This is a genomic window from Pseudomonas sp. S3E17 (assembly GCF_024168685.1).
GTDB lineage: Bacteria > Pseudomonadota > Gammaproteobacteria > Pseudomonadales > Pseudomonadaceae > Aquipseudomonas > Aquipseudomonas marginalis.
Genome location: NZ_JALJWE010000001.1, coordinates 4,045,034 through 4,059,951 on the forward strand (window position 1 = coordinate 4,045,034; position 14,918 = coordinate 4,059,951).

The 14,918-nt window shown below is 53.7% G+C and carries 10 protein-coding genes, 6 tRNA genes and 3 rRNA genes; 2 read left to right on the forward strand and 17 right to left on the reverse strand.

All coding sequences use genetic code 11. The features are described from left to right. Window positions 1–10: 10 nt before the first annotated feature. The 17 genes from rplA to tyrS all read right to left on the reverse strand — a co-directional run bounded on the left by rplA (window position 11) and on the right by tyrS (window position 12,154). On the reverse strand, window positions 11–706 hold the full coding sequence (gene rplA, locus J3D60_RS18180; RefSeq protein WP_003176434.1) for a 50S ribosomal protein L1: 696 nt from the start codon (window positions 704–706) through the stop codon (window positions 11–13). Beyond that, window positions 706–1,137, reverse strand: a complete 432-nt coding sequence (gene rplK / locus J3D60_RS18185; protein WP_003176435.1) for a 50S ribosomal protein L11 — start codon at window positions 1,135–1,137, stop codon at window positions 706–708. Before rplK ends, rplA begins: the two co-directional genes overlap by 1 nt. Window positions 1,138–1,254: 117 nt before the next feature. After that, complete coding sequence (nusG, locus tag J3D60_RS18190; RefSeq protein WP_003176436.1) at window positions 1,255–1,788, reverse strand: transcription termination/antitermination protein NusG; 534 nt, start codon at window positions 1,786–1,788, stop codon at window positions 1,255–1,257. A gap of 9 nt (window positions 1,789–1,797) precedes the next feature. Beyond that, a complete protein-coding gene (gene secE / locus J3D60_RS18195; protein WP_027605162.1) occupies window positions 1,798–2,166 on the reverse strand; it encodes a preprotein translocase subunit SecE in 369 nt (122 codons plus the stop codon). Between the two features lie 45 nt (window positions 2,167–2,211). Next, window positions 2,212–2,287 (reverse strand) — tRNA-Trp (locus tag J3D60_RS18200). 159 nt (window positions 2,288–2,446) lie between these two features. Further along, window positions 2,447–2,522 (reverse strand) — tRNA-Thr (locus J3D60_RS18205). Window positions 2,523–2,548: 26 nt separating this feature from the next. After that, window positions 2,549–2,622: transfer RNA gene (locus J3D60_RS18210), tRNA-Gly, on the reverse strand. A gap of 23 nt (window positions 2,623–2,645) precedes the next feature. After that, window positions 2,646–2,730 (reverse strand) — tRNA-Tyr (locus tag J3D60_RS18215). Window positions 2,731–2,872: 142 nt separating this feature from the next. After that, window positions 2,873–3,319 (reverse strand): hypothetical protein, encoded by a 447-nt coding sequence (locus J3D60_RS18220; protein ID WP_253492253.1) that lies wholly within the window; start codon window positions 3,317–3,319, stop codon window positions 2,873–2,875. A 7-nt stretch (window positions 3,320–3,326) separates the two neighbouring features. After that, window positions 3,327–4,076: a pantothenate kinase gene (locus J3D60_RS18225; protein WP_065942265.1), complete on the reverse strand. Its 750-nt coding sequence runs from the start codon at window positions 4,074–4,076 to the stop codon at window positions 3,327–3,329. Beyond that, window positions 4,066–5,025 carry a bifunctional biotin--[acetyl-CoA-carboxylase] ligase/biotin operon repressor BirA gene (gene birA, locus J3D60_RS18230; RefSeq protein WP_253492255.1) on the reverse strand — a complete coding sequence of 320 codons (960 nt, stop codon included), beginning with the start codon at window positions 5,023–5,025 and terminating at the stop codon, window positions 4,066–4,068. Before birA ends, J3D60_RS18225 begins: the two co-directional genes overlap by 11 nt. 166 nt (window positions 5,026–5,191) lie before the next feature. Next, window positions 5,192–5,307: ribosomal RNA gene (gene rrf, locus J3D60_RS18235) — 5S ribosomal RNA — on the reverse strand. A gap of 152 nt (window positions 5,308–5,459) precedes the next feature. Further along, a 23S ribosomal RNA gene (locus J3D60_RS18240) occupies window positions 5,460–8,351 on the reverse strand. A gap of 249 nt (window positions 8,352–8,600) precedes the next feature. Then, window positions 8,601–8,676 (reverse strand) — tRNA-Ala (locus tag J3D60_RS18245). A 30-nt stretch (window positions 8,677–8,706) separates the two neighbouring features. Next, a tRNA-Ile gene (locus tag J3D60_RS18250) sits at window positions 8,707–8,783 on the reverse strand. Between the two features lie 82 nt (window positions 8,784–8,865). Then, window positions 8,866–10,402, reverse strand: a 16S ribosomal RNA gene (locus tag J3D60_RS18255). The 16S, 23S and 5S rRNA genes sit together here with 2 tRNA genes alongside, the layout of an rRNA operon. A 552-nt stretch (window positions 10,403–10,954) precedes the next feature. Then, window positions 10,955–12,154, reverse strand: a complete 1,200-nt coding sequence (gene tyrS, locus J3D60_RS18260) for a tyrosine--tRNA ligase (RefSeq protein ID WP_027605883.1) — start codon at window positions 12,152–12,154, stop codon at window positions 10,955–10,957. 208 nt (window positions 12,155–12,362) lie between these two features. Between tyrS and J3D60_RS18265 the strand changes: the two genes are divergently transcribed. Together J3D60_RS18265 and J3D60_RS18270 are read left to right on the forward strand one after the other, a co-directional pair. After that, complete coding sequence (locus tag J3D60_RS18265; RefSeq protein WP_115485693.1) at window positions 12,363–13,781, forward strand: peptidoglycan DD-metalloendopeptidase family protein; 1,419 nt, start codon at window positions 12,363–12,365, stop codon at window positions 13,779–13,781. A 3-nt stretch (window positions 13,782–13,784) separates the two neighbouring features. Further along, complete coding sequence (locus J3D60_RS18270; RefSeq protein ID WP_253492257.1) at window positions 13,785–14,876, forward strand: anhydro-N-acetylmuramic acid kinase; 1,092 nt, start codon at window positions 13,785–13,787, stop codon at window positions 14,874–14,876. Window positions 14,877–14,918 lie beyond the last annotated feature (42 nt).

Below are 14,918 nucleotides of genomic sequence, written 5' to 3' on the forward strand. Positions count from 1 at the left end.
AATTTGTGTCTTATACGTCCAGCGAGCCTTGGTCGATGACCAGGCCTGGGCCCATGGTGGTGCTCAGGGTAACGCGCTTGACGTAGATACCTTTCGAGGAAGCTGGCTTGATACGCTTCAGATCGGCGATCAGGGCTTCAACGTTTTCCTTCAGCTTGACGGCGTCGAAGCCGACCTTGCCAACGGAGGTGTGAATGATGCCGTTTTTGTCGGTGCGATAACGAACCTGACCAGCCTTGGCGTTTTTAACCGCGGTAGCTACGTCTGGCGTTACGGTGCCGACCTTAGGGTTAGGCATCAGGCCACGTGGACCCAGGATCTGACCCAATTGACCCACAACACGCATTGCATCCGGGGAAGCAATAACTACGTCGTAGTTCAGGTCCCCGCCTTTCATTTCGGCAGCCAGGTCGTCCATACCAACGCGGTCAGCGCCGGCGGCCAGAGCAGCTTCAGCTGCAGGGCCTTGGGTGAAGACAGCTACACGAACAGTCTTACCAGTACCGTGTGGCAGCACAGTAGCGCTACGAACGACCTGGTCAGATTTACGTGGGTCAACACCCAGGTTTACAGCAACGTCAACGGACTCGCTGAACTTGACAGTCGACAGCTCGGTCAGCAGAGCAGCAGCGTCTACAAAATTGTAGGACTTGCCCGCTTCGATTTTGCCGGCGATAGCCTTTTGGCGCTTGGTCAGCTTAGCCATTACACACCCTCCACGTTAAGGCCCATGCTACGAGCAGAACCGGCGATGGTACGCACGGCTGCATCCATATCAGCTGCAGTCAGATCCGCGTTTTTGGTTTTCGCGATTTCTTCCAGCTGAGCACGAGTTACGGTGCCAACCTTAACGGTGTTAGGACGAGCGGAACCGCTAGTCAGACCAGCAGCCTTCTTCAGCAGAACCGAAGCCGGGGTCGACTTGGTTTCGAAAGTGAAGCTACGGTCGCTGTATACAGTGATGATCACTGGAGTCGGCAGACCTGGCTCAAGACCCTGAGTACGGGCGTTGAAAGCCTTGCAGAATTCCATGATGTTCACGCCGTGCTGACCCAGGGCTGGACCAACAGGTGGGCTTGGGTTGGCCTGAGCGGCCTTCACTTGCAGCTTGATGTAAGCGGTAATCTTCTTGGCCATGAGGCACTCCAATTACGGGTTCAAGCGCCTCGAAAGGCTCCCCGGTTACTTGCGCGTTTATCCCAGTGACGACAAAACCCCACAGCCTAAGGCTGCGGGGTTGGGATGCTTACTCAGCTAGACCTTCTCGACCTGGCTGAATTCCAACTCTACCGGAGTAGAGCGACCGAAAATGAGCACCGCGACCTGGATCCGGCTCTTTTCGTAGTTAACCTCTTCGACGGTCCCGTTGAAATCAGCAAACGGACCATCTGTGACACGAACAACCTCACCCGGCTCGAACAACGTCTTCGGCTTGGGCTTGTCGCTACCGTCGGCGACACGACGCAGAATTGCTTCTGCCTCTTTGTCAGTGATCGGAGCAGGCTTATCAGCAGTACCGCCGATAAAACCCATAACACGAGGAGTGTCCTTGACCAAGTGCCAAGTACCTTCGTTCATGTCCATCTGTACCAGCACGTAGCCAGGAAAGAACTTGCGCTCACTCTTGCGCTTCTGACCATTCCGCATTTCAACCACTTCTTCAGTGGGAACCAGAATTTCGCCGAAGCCATCTTCCATGCCTGCCAGCTTTACGCGCTCCAGCAAAGAGCGCATAACATGCTTCTCGTAACCCGAGTAAGCATGCACAACGTACCAACGCTTAGCCACGGGACACCCTTAGCCAACAATCAAGGAAACAAGCCAGCCGAGCAGGGAATCAAGCCCCCACAACAGCAACGCCATAACCAGAACAACAGCCACAACAATCAACGTGGTCTGCGTGGTTTCTTGGCGAGTTGGCCAAACGACTTTACGAATCTCGGTGCGAGCTTCCTTCACCAGGACCGCGAAAGACTTGCCTTTGGCAGTCTGCAGGCCTACAAAGGCAGCTACAGCAGCAAGGGCGAGCAAAACGAGAACGCGGTACAGGATCGGCGAAGCAGAATAGTACTGGTTGCCAACAACGCCCACGACCACCAAAGCGACCACAGCGAGCCACTTGACGAGATCGAAACGAGAGCTTTGAGCTTCAGCCTTAGGAGTCATCTATGAAGATCCTGTGAAAAGAAAGCCAGACACACCACGTGAATCTGGCAGGTCAGGAGGGAATCGAACCCCCAACCTACGGTTTTGGAGACCGTCGCTCTGCCAATTGAGCTACTGACCTAAAACAAAATCAGGCCGACCACTATGCAGACCCGAAAAAGACTTTACAACAACCAACCCCCAAAGACTTGAAATCACTCAACAACAAGCGATCTGAACACCATCAAGCCGAGCCAGCCGTTAAAACAAAGGCAGATATTTTCATATCTGCCTTGTTATATGGAGCTCTTGAGCGGATTTGAACCGCTGACCTCACCCTTACCAAGGGTGTGCTCTACCAACTGAGCTACAAGAGCGAAACACAATGCACAACCTGCAAACTTGGAGCGGGTAGCGGGAATCGAACCCGCATCATCAGCTTGGAAGGCTGAGGTTCTACCACTAAACTATACCCGCGGAGCTTGCAGCTCACGCTAAAATGGTGGAGGGGGAAGGATTCGAACCTTCGAAGTCGTAGACGTCAGATTTACAGTCTGATCCCTTTGGCCGCTCGGGAACCCCTCCTAAGCGAGCCGGCATTCTACATCACGCCGGCCTTCTGTCAAGCATTTTCTCATTAAAAATATGAGGTTAGCTGCATTGACCTTCGCTTCGCGCCTTAGACCTTAAAGGTCTTCACTGCGGAGCGGGCGCCATTCTATGCAAACTATTCGAGAGTTGCAATGCCTTCGCACAGCATTATTTTGTGTTTTAACTCATTGAATTCCTTAGCAAGGTTTTCAAAGGGTAGGTCGTCAGCCAGGCGTCGGCTTTCCGGGGCAACTCGAAGCCAGTAACCTTGCGCATCAGGAGCACTCAGCAGCTGCACCTTAACCTTTATATCCAGGCTAGTGAGGCGCTGCTCAAGGAATTGCGCCTGTCGCTGGTCGGCAAAGCCACCAATGTATAAGCAAGTATTTTGCGCATCAGATGCCTTAGCCCGATCCTTGCGCACTACAGCGTCGGAAGACTCGCTCAGCAGGCGAATATCCTGCTGCGTATTCCGATAGAGGCTCAGAGGGGTCACGTCTTTAGCACGCAACGGCGTCTCTTGCTGATGCCATATGTAGTAGAAGGCGTTCAGGATCAATAAAAGCAAAAACAGCCAACGCATAAACACCTCAAGATAAAGGGCACGCCATTGCCAGACCTACGAAAATCAAATCAGGAACGAGTCGAGCCTGAGGCACCGCATCCCTCACCAAATCAGCATCGCCCCCCGTCAGGAATACAGTGAAGTTATCCCCCCAATAACTTCGGGCCAGCTCAAGCTGGGTCAGCACAAACCCTCTGAGCATCAACGTACAGCCACGCTCTACAGCCTCTACGGTCGTATGCCCTGGCGATAGGCGCTCCAAGGCTCTTTCAGCAGCTGCATCGTCGTAACGTATCTTGCGCGTATGCGTGCGCAGCTGATTGCGCATGAGGGGCATACCAGGACAGATGAAGCCACCTAAATGCTCACCATCACCGGCAACAAAATCTGCAGTAGCAGCCGTGCCGAAATCAAGCACCAGGCATGCGCCCGAGGCCAATTTGAAGCCGCCCAGCATTGCTAACCAGCGATCAAGACCAAGACGCTCGAAATCTTCGTAACCGTTGCGCACCCCAGCCATTTCTCGCGCAGAAACAGCACAGGAAACCGCAACGCCAAAGGCCTCCACCAGCGCATCAACCAGATTTTTTGTTTCGTCCAGAGCACGAACACTCACCAACCGGCAATGTGTCAGTAACACACCAGGCAGCACTGACAGGCTTTCAATCAATGCAACATCCGAACTAGCGACACCTTCTGCAGATGCCGTCGCCCGATCCAAATCAAGTACGCGCCACTTGATGAAGCTATTCCCACAGTCGAGCTCAAGAATCATCACGCAACCTCAGGCTTAACTCACCACCACTGTATGTTTTCTCAACACCACCGACACTTAAACGTAGTGCCCCCTGACCGTCGATACCCAGCACCACCCCATCGATACGGTTGGCACCCGCTATGAGTGACACCGCCTTTCCCTGCCAGGCATGACCTTTTTCCCACTCATCCCGAAGCGATGAAAAACCTAGCGCCCTGTGTCGATCCAAGTAGCTTTGCAACTGCAAGCACAGGCGTGCCACCAGAGAGTTACGATCAACTGGAGACCCCGTCTCCAACTGCACTGACGTCCATTGCTGATCAACCTCTTCAGACTTCTGCATATTCACGTTAATACCGATGCCGAGGACAACGTGGCAAATATCCGCAGGATCCCCTACGAGCTCCAGTAAAATCCCGGCAATCTTCTTCTGCCCCACCAGGACGTCGTTTGGCCACTTCAAAGCCGCACCCCGCACTCCAGACTCTCGCAGTGCCTGCATGACCGCTAAGCCAACCACGAGGCTCAGGCCTTCCAGCTGTCGAGGACCATTCTCGATACGCAATAAGAGGCTGTAATACACATTCTGAGCAAATGGGCTGACCCACTTTCGACCACGTCGCCCTCTTCCCGCCGTTTGCTGCTCCGCAAGCACCAGGTACGGCGTCGCACGCTCAACCTCAACAAGGCGCAGAGCCTCGGCATTTGTCGAGTCGATGGAGTCGTAGATATGGATAGGCCACGCGAGGGAAGACGTATGCAGTGCAATCTGCTCGGAACTCAAGAAAACCAGCGGCGAAGCTAATTGATATCCCCTCCCACGAACCTTGTGGACCGGCAGATTCAATTCGGCCTCAAGATGCTGGAGCTGCTTCCAGACTGCACTGCGACTAACGCCCAGGGCTGCGCCAAGTGCTTCTCCGGAATGGAATCGGCCATCTTTTAGAAGTTCTAACAACGTCAGCATGCAAGTATCGCCTCACAATGAGGCACGCATGATAGCCATGCGCAGGGTCATTGCATAGAAAGGCCGGACTTTAGCATTGAAGCCCCTCCCGAGGCGCCTCTTCGCACTTTTCGACCGCCCAAAACAAAACCCCATCTGCTCTCGCAAATGGGGTTTCGGAATTTAATCTTGACGATGACCTACTCTCACATGGGGAAACCCCACACTACCATCGGCGATGCATCGTTTCACTGCTGAGTTCGGGATGGGATCAGGTGGTTCCAATGCTCTATGGTCGTCAAGAAATTCGGGTACTGAGTCGTGGCCAGCGGGCCTCGCTTCAGCAAATTGGGTATGTGACAGCTGTCGGTGTTTTGTGAAATCTCGAACTTTCGGTTCATTGCGTCTTCACACACCGCAATCTGGCCTTTCGACGCAAATTGCTTGGGTGTTATATGGTCAAGCCTCACGGGCAATTAGTATTGGTTAGCTCAACGCCTCACAGCGCTTACACACCCAACCTATCAACGTCGTAGTCTTCGACGGCCCTTCAGGGGACTCAAGGTCCCAGTGAGATCTCATCTTGAGGCTAGTTTCCCGCTTAGATGCTTTCAGCGGTTATCTATTCCGAACATAGCTACCCGGCAATGCCACTGGCGTGACAACCGGAACACCAGAGGTTCGTCCACTCCGGTCCTCTCGTACTAGGAGCAGCCCCTCTCAAATCTCAAACGTCCACGGCAGATAGGGACCGAACTGTCTCACGACGTTCTAAACCCAGCTCGCGTACCACTTTAAATGGCGAACAGCCATACCCTTGGGACCGGCTTCAGCCCCAGGATGTGATGAGCCGACATCGAGGTGCCAAACACCGCCGTCGATATGAACTCTTGGGCGGTATCAGCCTGTTATCCCCGGAGTACCTTTTATCCGTTGAGCGATGGCCCTTCCATACAGAACCACCGGATCACTAAGACCTACTTTCGTACCTGCTCGACGTGTCTGTCTCGCAGTCAAGCGCGCTTTTGCCTTTATACTCTACGACCGATTTCCGACCGGTCTGAGCGCACCTTCGTACTCCTCCGTTACTCTTTAGGAGGAGACCGCCCCAGTCAAACTACCCACCATACACTGTCCTCGATCCGGATAACGGACCTGAGTTAGAACCTCAAAGTTGCCAGGGTGGTATTTCAAGGTTGGCTCCACGCAGACTGGCGTCCACGCTTCAAAGCCTCCCACCTATCCTACACAAGCAAATTCAAAGTCCAGTGCAAAGCTATAGTAAAGGTTCACGGGGTCTTTCCGTCTAGCCGCGGATACACTGCATCTTCACAGCGATTTCAATTTCACTGAGTCTCGGGTGGAGACAGCGCCGCCATCGTTACGCCATTCGTGCAGGTCGGAACTTACCCGACAAGGAATTTCGCTACCTTAGGACCGTTATAGTTACGGCCGCCGTTTACCGGGGCTTCGATCAAGAGCTTCGCGTTAGCTAACCCCATCAATTAACCTTCCGGCACCGGGCAGGCGTCACACCCTATACGTCCACTTTCGTGTTTGCAGAGTGCTGTGTTTTTAATAAACAGTCGCAGCGGCCTGGTATCTTCGACCGGCATGAGCTTACGGAGCAAGTCCTTCACCCTCACCGGCGCACCTTCTCCCGAAGTTACGGTGCCATTTTGCCTAGTTCCTTCACCCGAGTTCTCTCAAGCGCCTTGGTATTCTCTACCCAACCACCTGTGTCGGTTTGGGGTACGGTTCCTGGTTACCTGAAGCTTAGAAGCTTTTCTTGGAAGCATGGCATCAACCACTTCGTTACCTAAAAGGTAACTCGTCATCAGCTCTCGGCCTTAAGATCCCGGATTTACCTAAGATCTCAGCCTACCACCTTAAACTTGGACAACCAACGCCAAGCTGGCCTAGCCTTCTCCGTCCCTCCATCGCAATAACCAGAAGTACAGGAATATTAACCTGTTTTCCATCGACTACGCTTTTCAGCCTCGCCTTAGGGACCGACTAACCCTGCGTCGATTAACGTTGCGCAGGAAACCTTGGTCTTTCGGCGTGGGTGTTTTTCACACCCATTATCGTTACTCATGTCAGCATTCGCACTTCTGATACCTCCAGCAAGCTTCTCAACTCACCTTCACAGGCTTACAGAACGCTCCTCTACCGCATCACTTACGTGATACCCGTAGCTTCGGTGTATGGTTTGAGCCCCGTTACATCTTCCGCGCAGGCCGACTCGACTAGTGAGCTATTACGCTTTCTTTAAAGGGTGGCTGCTTCTAAGCCAACCTCCTAGCTGTCTAAGCCTTCCCACATCGTTTCCCACTTAACCATAACTTTGGGACCTTAGCTGACGGTCTGGGTTGTTTCCCTTTTCACGACGGACGTTAGCACCCGCCGTGTGTCTCCCATGCTCGGCACTTGTAGGTATTCGGAGTTTGCATCGGTTTGGTAAGTCGGGATGACCCCCTAGCCGAAACAGTGCTCTACCCCCTACAGTGATACATGAGGCGCTACCTAAATAGCTTTCGAGGAGAACCAGCTATCTCCGAGCTTGATTAGCCTTTCACTCCGATCCACAGGTCATCCGCTAACTTTTCAACGGTAGTCGGTTCGGTCCTCCAGTTAGTGTTACCCAACCTTCAACCTGCCCATGGATAGATCGCCCGGTTTCGGGTCTATTCCCAGCGACTAGACGCCCTATTAAGACTCGCTTTCGCTACGCCTCCCCTATTCGGTTAAGCTCGCCACTGAAAATAAGTCGCTGACCCATTATACAAAAGGTACGCAGTCACCCAACAAAGTGGGCTCCCACTGCTTGTACGCATACGGTTTCAGGATCTATTTCACTCCCCTCTCCGGGGTTCTTTTCGCCTTTCCCTCACGGTACTAGTTCACTATCGGTCAGTCAGTAGTATTTAGCCTTGGAGGATGGTCCCCCCATATTCAGACAAAGTTTCTCGTGCTCCGTCCTACTCGATTTCATGACTAAGAGATTTTCGCGTACAGGGCTATCACCCACTATGGCCGCACTTTCCAGAGCGTTCCGCTAATCTCAAAGCCACTTAAGGGCTAGTCCCCGTTCGCTCGCCACTACTAAGGGAATCTCGGTTGATTTCTTTTCCTCAGGGTACTTAGATGTTTCAGTTCCCCTGGTTCGCCTCTTGCACCTATGTATTCAGTACAAGATAACCATCTTATGATGGCTGGGTTCCCCCATTCAGACATCTCCGGATCAAAGTCTGTTTGCCGACTCCCCGAAGCTTTTCGCAGGCTACCACGTCTTTCATCGCCTCTGACTGCCAAGGCATCCACCGTATGCGCTTCTTCACTTGACCATATAACCCCAAGCAATCTGGTTATACTGTGAAGACGACATTCGCCGAAAATTCGATCATACTCAATTAAGAGCCACTCACAAATTTTACCTTAGCCTGATCCGTTACCAGTGAAAGTAACGTTCAGTCTATCTTTCTATCACATACCCAAATTTTTAAAGAACGATCTAATCAAAGACTAGAAATCAACATTCACCATCATACTGATGGAATGCTCATTTCTAAGCTTTCATAACGCAGAAGCAGTAGTGGTGGAGCCAAACGGGATCGAACCGTTGACCTCCTGCGTGCAAGGCAGGCGCTCTCCCAGCTGAGCTATGGCCCCGTATTTCTACAGGCGTTTCCCACACAAAATTGGTGGGTCTGGGCAGATTCGAACTGCCGACCTCACCCTTATCAGGGGTGCGCTCTAACCAACTGAGCTACAGACCCAATTTCGGGCTGCTTCTTATCGTCTTCTTCAATGAATCAAGCAATTCGTGTGGGAACTTATGGAGCAGCTGATGTCGTCGATTAAGGAGGTGATCCAGCCGCAGGTTCCCCTACGGCTACCTTGTTACGACTTCACCCCAGTCATGAATCACACCGTGGTAACCGTCCTCCCGAAGGTTAGACTAGCTACTTCTGGTGCAACCCACTCCCATGGTGTGACGGGCGGTGTGTACAAGGCCCGGGAACGTATTCACCGCGACATTCTGATTCGCGATTACTAGCGATTCCGACTTCACGCAGTCGAGTTGCAGACTGCGATCCGGACTACGATCGGTTTTCTGGGATTAGCTCCACCTCGCGGCTTGGCAACCCTCTGTACCGACCATTGTAGCACGTGTGTAGCCCAGGCCGTAAGGGCCATGATGACTTGACGTCATCCCCACCTTCCTCCGGTTTGTCACCGGCAGTCTCCTTAGAGTGCCCACCATGACGTGCTGGTAACTAAGGACAAGGGTTGCGCTCGTTACGGGACTTAACCCAACATCTCACGACACGAGCTGACGACAGCCATGCAGCACCTGTCTCAATGTTCCCGAAGGCACCAATCCATCTCTGGAAAGTTCATTGGATGTCAAGGCCTGGTAAGGTTCTTCGCGTTGCTTCGAATTAAACCACATGCTCCACCGCTTGTGCGGGCCCCCGTCAATTCATTTGAGTTTTAACCTTGCGGCCGTACTCCCCAGGCGGTCAACTTAATGCGTTAGCTGCGCCACTAAGAGCTCAAGGCTCCCAACGGCTAGTTGACATCGTTTACGGCGTGGACTACCAGGGTATCTAATCCTGTTTGCTCCCCACGCTTTCGCACCTCAGTGTCAGTATCAGTCCAGGTGGTCGCCTTCGCCACTGGTGTTCCTTCCTATATCTACGCATTTCACCGCTACACAGGAAATTCCACCACCCTCTACCATACTCTAGTCAGTCAGTTTTGAATGCAGTTCCCAGGTTGAGCCCGGGGATTTCACATCCAACTTAACAAACCACCTACGCGCGCTTTACGCCCAGTAATTCCGATTAACGCTTGCACCCTCTGTATTACCGCGGCTGCTGGCACAGAGTTAGCCGGTGCTTATTCTGTCGGTAACGTCAAAACCACCACGTATTAGGTAATGGCCCTTCCTCCCAACTTAAAGTGCTTTACAATCCGAAGACCTTCTTCACACACGCGGCATGGCTGGATCAGGCTTTCGCCCATTGTCCAATATTCCCCACTGCTGCCTCCCGTAGGAGTCTGGACCGTGTCTCAGTTCCAGTGTGACTGATCATCCTCTCAGACCAGTTACGGATCGTCGCCTTGGTGAGCCATTACCCCACCAACTAGCTAATCCGACCTAGGCTCATCTGATAGCGCAAGGCCCGAAGGTCCCCTGCTTTCTCCCGTAGGACGTATGCGGTATTAGCGTCCGTTTCCGAACGTTATCCCCCACTACCAGGCAGATTCCTAGGCATTACTCACCCGTCCGCCGCTCTCAAGAGAAGCAAGCTTCTCTCTACCGCTCGACTTGCATGTGTTAGGCCTGCCGCCAGCGTTCAATCTGAGCCATGATCAAACTCTTCAGTTCAAACATCTTTGGGTTTTTAAGAAACCCTAAACTTGGCTCAGCAATCGTTGGTTATTCTTTGATTTCTCGCGGAGTAACTTGTGATGCTGATAATCTTGTTGACTATCAGTCTGACTCCACAAGCACCCACACGAATTGCTTGATTCAGTTGTTAAAGAGCGGTTGGTTAAGAGCTTTCGTCTCAACCGAGGCGCGCATTCTACAGCAGCCTCATTTGCTGTCAAGTGATTATTTTCAGAAGCTTTCGAAGATTTCTTCAACAACTTCAACCACTTGCGCTTGCGATCTCTCGTCAGCGGGAGGCGAATTCTACAGCGTTACACGCTGCTGTCAACACCTCTTTTTCTCCACTTTCGACCGAGAAGATCGAATCGTTAATAGCGTCAAACAACACGACTCTACCAACTCCTTCTGGGCTTCGATGAACTGAAGCAAACCGCTGCCTTATCCTGCATAACTCATTGTTTACCAAGGAGTTTTACGTTTCGACTGCGCCGGAAGTGGGGCGAATTATAGACAGATACAATTCGCCGTCAACACTTAATTTCAGGTTTATTCGGATTTGAGCGTAATACGCGCAAATGCCTTCTTCCCCGCCTGACAAACGTGGGTAGCACCCAGCTCATATATAAAGGTGCGATCCACCACCTCACCATCTATACGCACACCGCCAGACCCCAGAAGGTCACGCGCGACCGCCGAGTTTTTCACCAGGCCCGCCTTATTAAGGACTGCCGCAATCGGCATGGCCTCAGTAGCCGTCAATTCAATCTCAGGTAGATCATCCGGCAGCTCGCCGTCCCTCATGCGATTACCTGCCGCACGGTGAGCACTGGCCGCTGCCTCTTCACCATGGAAACGCGCAACGATCTCTTCCGCCAGCTTGATCTTCACGTCACGCGGATTGGCGCCCGCCTCTACATCCGCACGCAGCGCATCGATCTCATCCATCGAGCGGAAACTCAACAGTTCGAAGTAGCGCCACATCAAGGCATCCGGGATAGAGACCAGCTTGCCGTACATCACACCCGGAGCTTCCTGGATGCCGACATAGTTGCCCAGAGACTTGGACATTTTCTTGACGCCATCCAATCCTTCCAACAACGGCATGGTCAGGATGCACTGAGCTTCCTGACCATAAGCACGCTGCAACTCACGCCCCATCAGCAGGTTGAATTTCTGGTCGGTACCACCCAACTCAACATCCGCGCGCAGCGCTACCGAGTCATAACCCTGAACCAGCGGATACAGGAACTCATGAATCGCGATCGGCTGATTGGTTGAATAGCGCTTATCGAAGTCATCACGCTCAAGCATGCGCGCCACGGTGTATTGGGAAGTAAGGCGAATGAAGTCCGCCGGCCCCATCTGATCCATCCAGGTAGAGTTAAACGCCACCTCGGTCTTGGCCGGATCAAGAATCTTGAATACCTGGGTCTTATAGGTCTCGGCATTATCGAGAACCTGCTCACGGGTCAGTGGCGGGCGCGTCGCACTTTTACCGCTCGGATCGCCGATCATCCCGGTGAAATCACCTATAAGGAAGATCACCTGATGCCCCAACTCCTGGAACTGACGCAGCTTATTAATAAGCACGGTATGACCCAGGTGCAGGTCCGGCGCCGTTGGATCGAAGCCAGCCTTAATACGCAGGGGTTGGCCACGCTTGAGCTTTTCGATCAGCTCGGCCTCGACCAACAGTTCTTCCGCACCACGTTTTATCAGCGCTAGCTGCTCTTCAACCGACTTCATAACAGACCCGCAAGGCTCAGATTCAAAAGGGAACCAACCATACAAGATCAGGGACTAATTACAAGTTTTGCCCTGCGCACGGACACCGTTCAGCAAGCCCAGCGTTCGCGAGCTTGCGCCACAGATGATTTGGTTATATTTTATACAGTTATTTCATCTTCATCATGTCATTCATCTTTTCCATTTCATCTTCAAAGTCAAATTACCTATGACCACTGAACCGTCTAAAGCGCCGCCGCTTTACCCGAAGACCCACCTGCTCGCAGCAAGTGGTATCGCCGCCCTTCTCAGCCTGGCACTCCTGGTATTCCCTTCCAGTGACGTAGAAGCCAAACGAACATCTCTGAGCCTTGACTTGGAGAGTCCAGTTGAACAACTGACACAAGATCAAGACGCTTCCGACGCCCAACAAGCCACAAATGCTCCCACTGAATCGCCGTTTGCCCAGATCGAAAACACGCCGGAAGATACCCAGCAAGCCGTTCAAGAACAGAAAAAGCCCGTAGTAGACGCTGCCAAGAACCCTCAACACCGCGAAGTGATCGTGGCGAAAGGCGATACGCTTTCGACCTTGTTCGAGAAGGTAGGCCTTCCCGCAGCCACCGTTAACGATGTACTGGCCAGCGATAAACAAGCCAAGCAATTCACCCAGCTCAAACACGGCCAGAAACTGGAATTCGAACTGACACCAGACGGTCAGCTGAACAACCTGCACACCAGCGTCAGTGACCTCGAGAGCATCTCCCTGACCAAGGGCGCCAAAGGCTTTGCCTTCAACCGCATCACCACCAAGCCAGTCATGCGCTCTGCCTACGTGCACGGCGTGATCAACAGCTCACTGTCGCAATCTGCCGCACGCGCCGGCTTGTCCCATAGCATGACCATGGACATGGCCAGCGTGTTTGGCTACGACATCGACTTCGCCCAGGACATCCGCCAGGGTGATGAATTCGACGTGATCTACGAGCAGAAAGTTGCCAACGGCAAAGTGGTCGGCACCGGCAACATTCTCTCCGCACGCTTCACCAACCGTGGCAAGACCTACACCGCCGTGCGTTACACCAACAAGCAAGGCAACAGCAGCTACTACACCGCCGACGGCAACAGCATGCGCAAGGCCTTTATCCGCACCCCGGTGGATTTCGCTCGTATTAGCTCGCGTTTCTCCATGGGTCGCAAGCATCCAATTCTGAACAAAATCCGCGCCCACAAAGGCGTCGACTATGCCGCACCACGCGGTACGCCTATCAAGGCGGCCGGCGATGGCAAAGTTCTGCTCGCAGGGCGCCGCGGTGGCTACGGCAACACGGTGATCATCCAGCACGGCAACACCTACCGCACCCTGTATGGCCATATGCAAGGTTTCGCCAAGGGTGTGAAAACCGGCGGCAACGTGAAGCAAGGCCAAGTAATCGGTTATATCGGCACCACTGGCCTGTCCACCGGCCCGCACTTGCACTATGAGTTCCAGGTCAATGGTGTGCACGTCGACCCATTGGGACAGAAGCTGCCGATGGCCGACCCGATCGCCAAGGCCGAGCGCGCACGCTTTATGCAACAAAGCCAGCCGTTGATGGCGCGCATGGACCAGGAGCGCTCCACCCTGCTTGCTTCGGCGAAGCGTTAAGGTATGCCGTTCTATATAGGTGTAATGTCCGGGACCAGCCTCGATGGCCTGGACATCGCTCTGATCGAACAAGATTCGGCGGTCAATCTGATCGCCACCCACTACACACCGATGCCGGACACCCTGCGCGCAGAGCTGTTAAGCCTGTGCGCCAGCGGCCCGGATGAGATTGCCCGCTCAGCGATAGCCCAGCAGCATTGGGTCACACTCGCCGCCCACGGCATTCACACATTGCTCGATCAGTACAACCTCAAGCCTCAAGACATACGTGCGATCGGCAGCCATGGCCAGACCATCCGTCATGAACCCGCCCGAGGCTTTACCGTGCAGATCGGCAACCCGGCATTGCTTGCGGAGCTGACGGGCATCAGCGTAGTCAGCGACTTCCGCAGCCGCGACGTTGCCGCTGGCGGCCAGGGCGCGCCTCTGGTGCCCGCCTTTCATGAGGCGTTGTTTGGCGAAAGCACCGGCAACCGTGCAGTATTGAATATTGGGGGCTTCAGCAATCTCAGCCTGATCGAAACCGGCAAGCCCGTAGCCGGCTTCGACTGCGGCCCAGGCAATGTGCTGCTGGACGCCTGGATTCAACAGCAGCGCGGCGAACACTTTGACCGTGATGGGCAGTGGGCGGGTAGTGGCAAGGTCGAGCCTCAACTACTCACGGCCATACTCAGCGATCCATTCTTCCTGACCAAAGGCCCGAAAAGCACCGGCCGTGAAGTGTTCAACCTCGAGTGGCTGCACCGGCATCTTGGCCGCCTGCCCGCCTTTGAACCCCAGGACGTACAGGCCAGCCTGCTGGAACTGACCGTCCTGACCATCGTCGAGGCCCTGCAAACCGCGCAGCCCGAGACAGAAACGTTACTCGTTTGTGGCGGCGGCGCCCATAACACCACAATGATGAATCGTCTGGCCGCGTTGTTGCCATCCACTCAAGTCAGCAGCACCGCCACCCACGGCGTAGACCCGGACTGGGTCGAAGCCATGGCCTTCGCCTGGCTGGCTCACTGCTGCCTGGAAGGCATTGCCGCCAACCGACCCAGTGTCACCGGCGCACGCGGGCTAAGGGTACTTGGCGCGATCTACCCCGCCTGACGAACACCTCGCCAGAATCGCAGACAGCAAAACGCCGCTTGG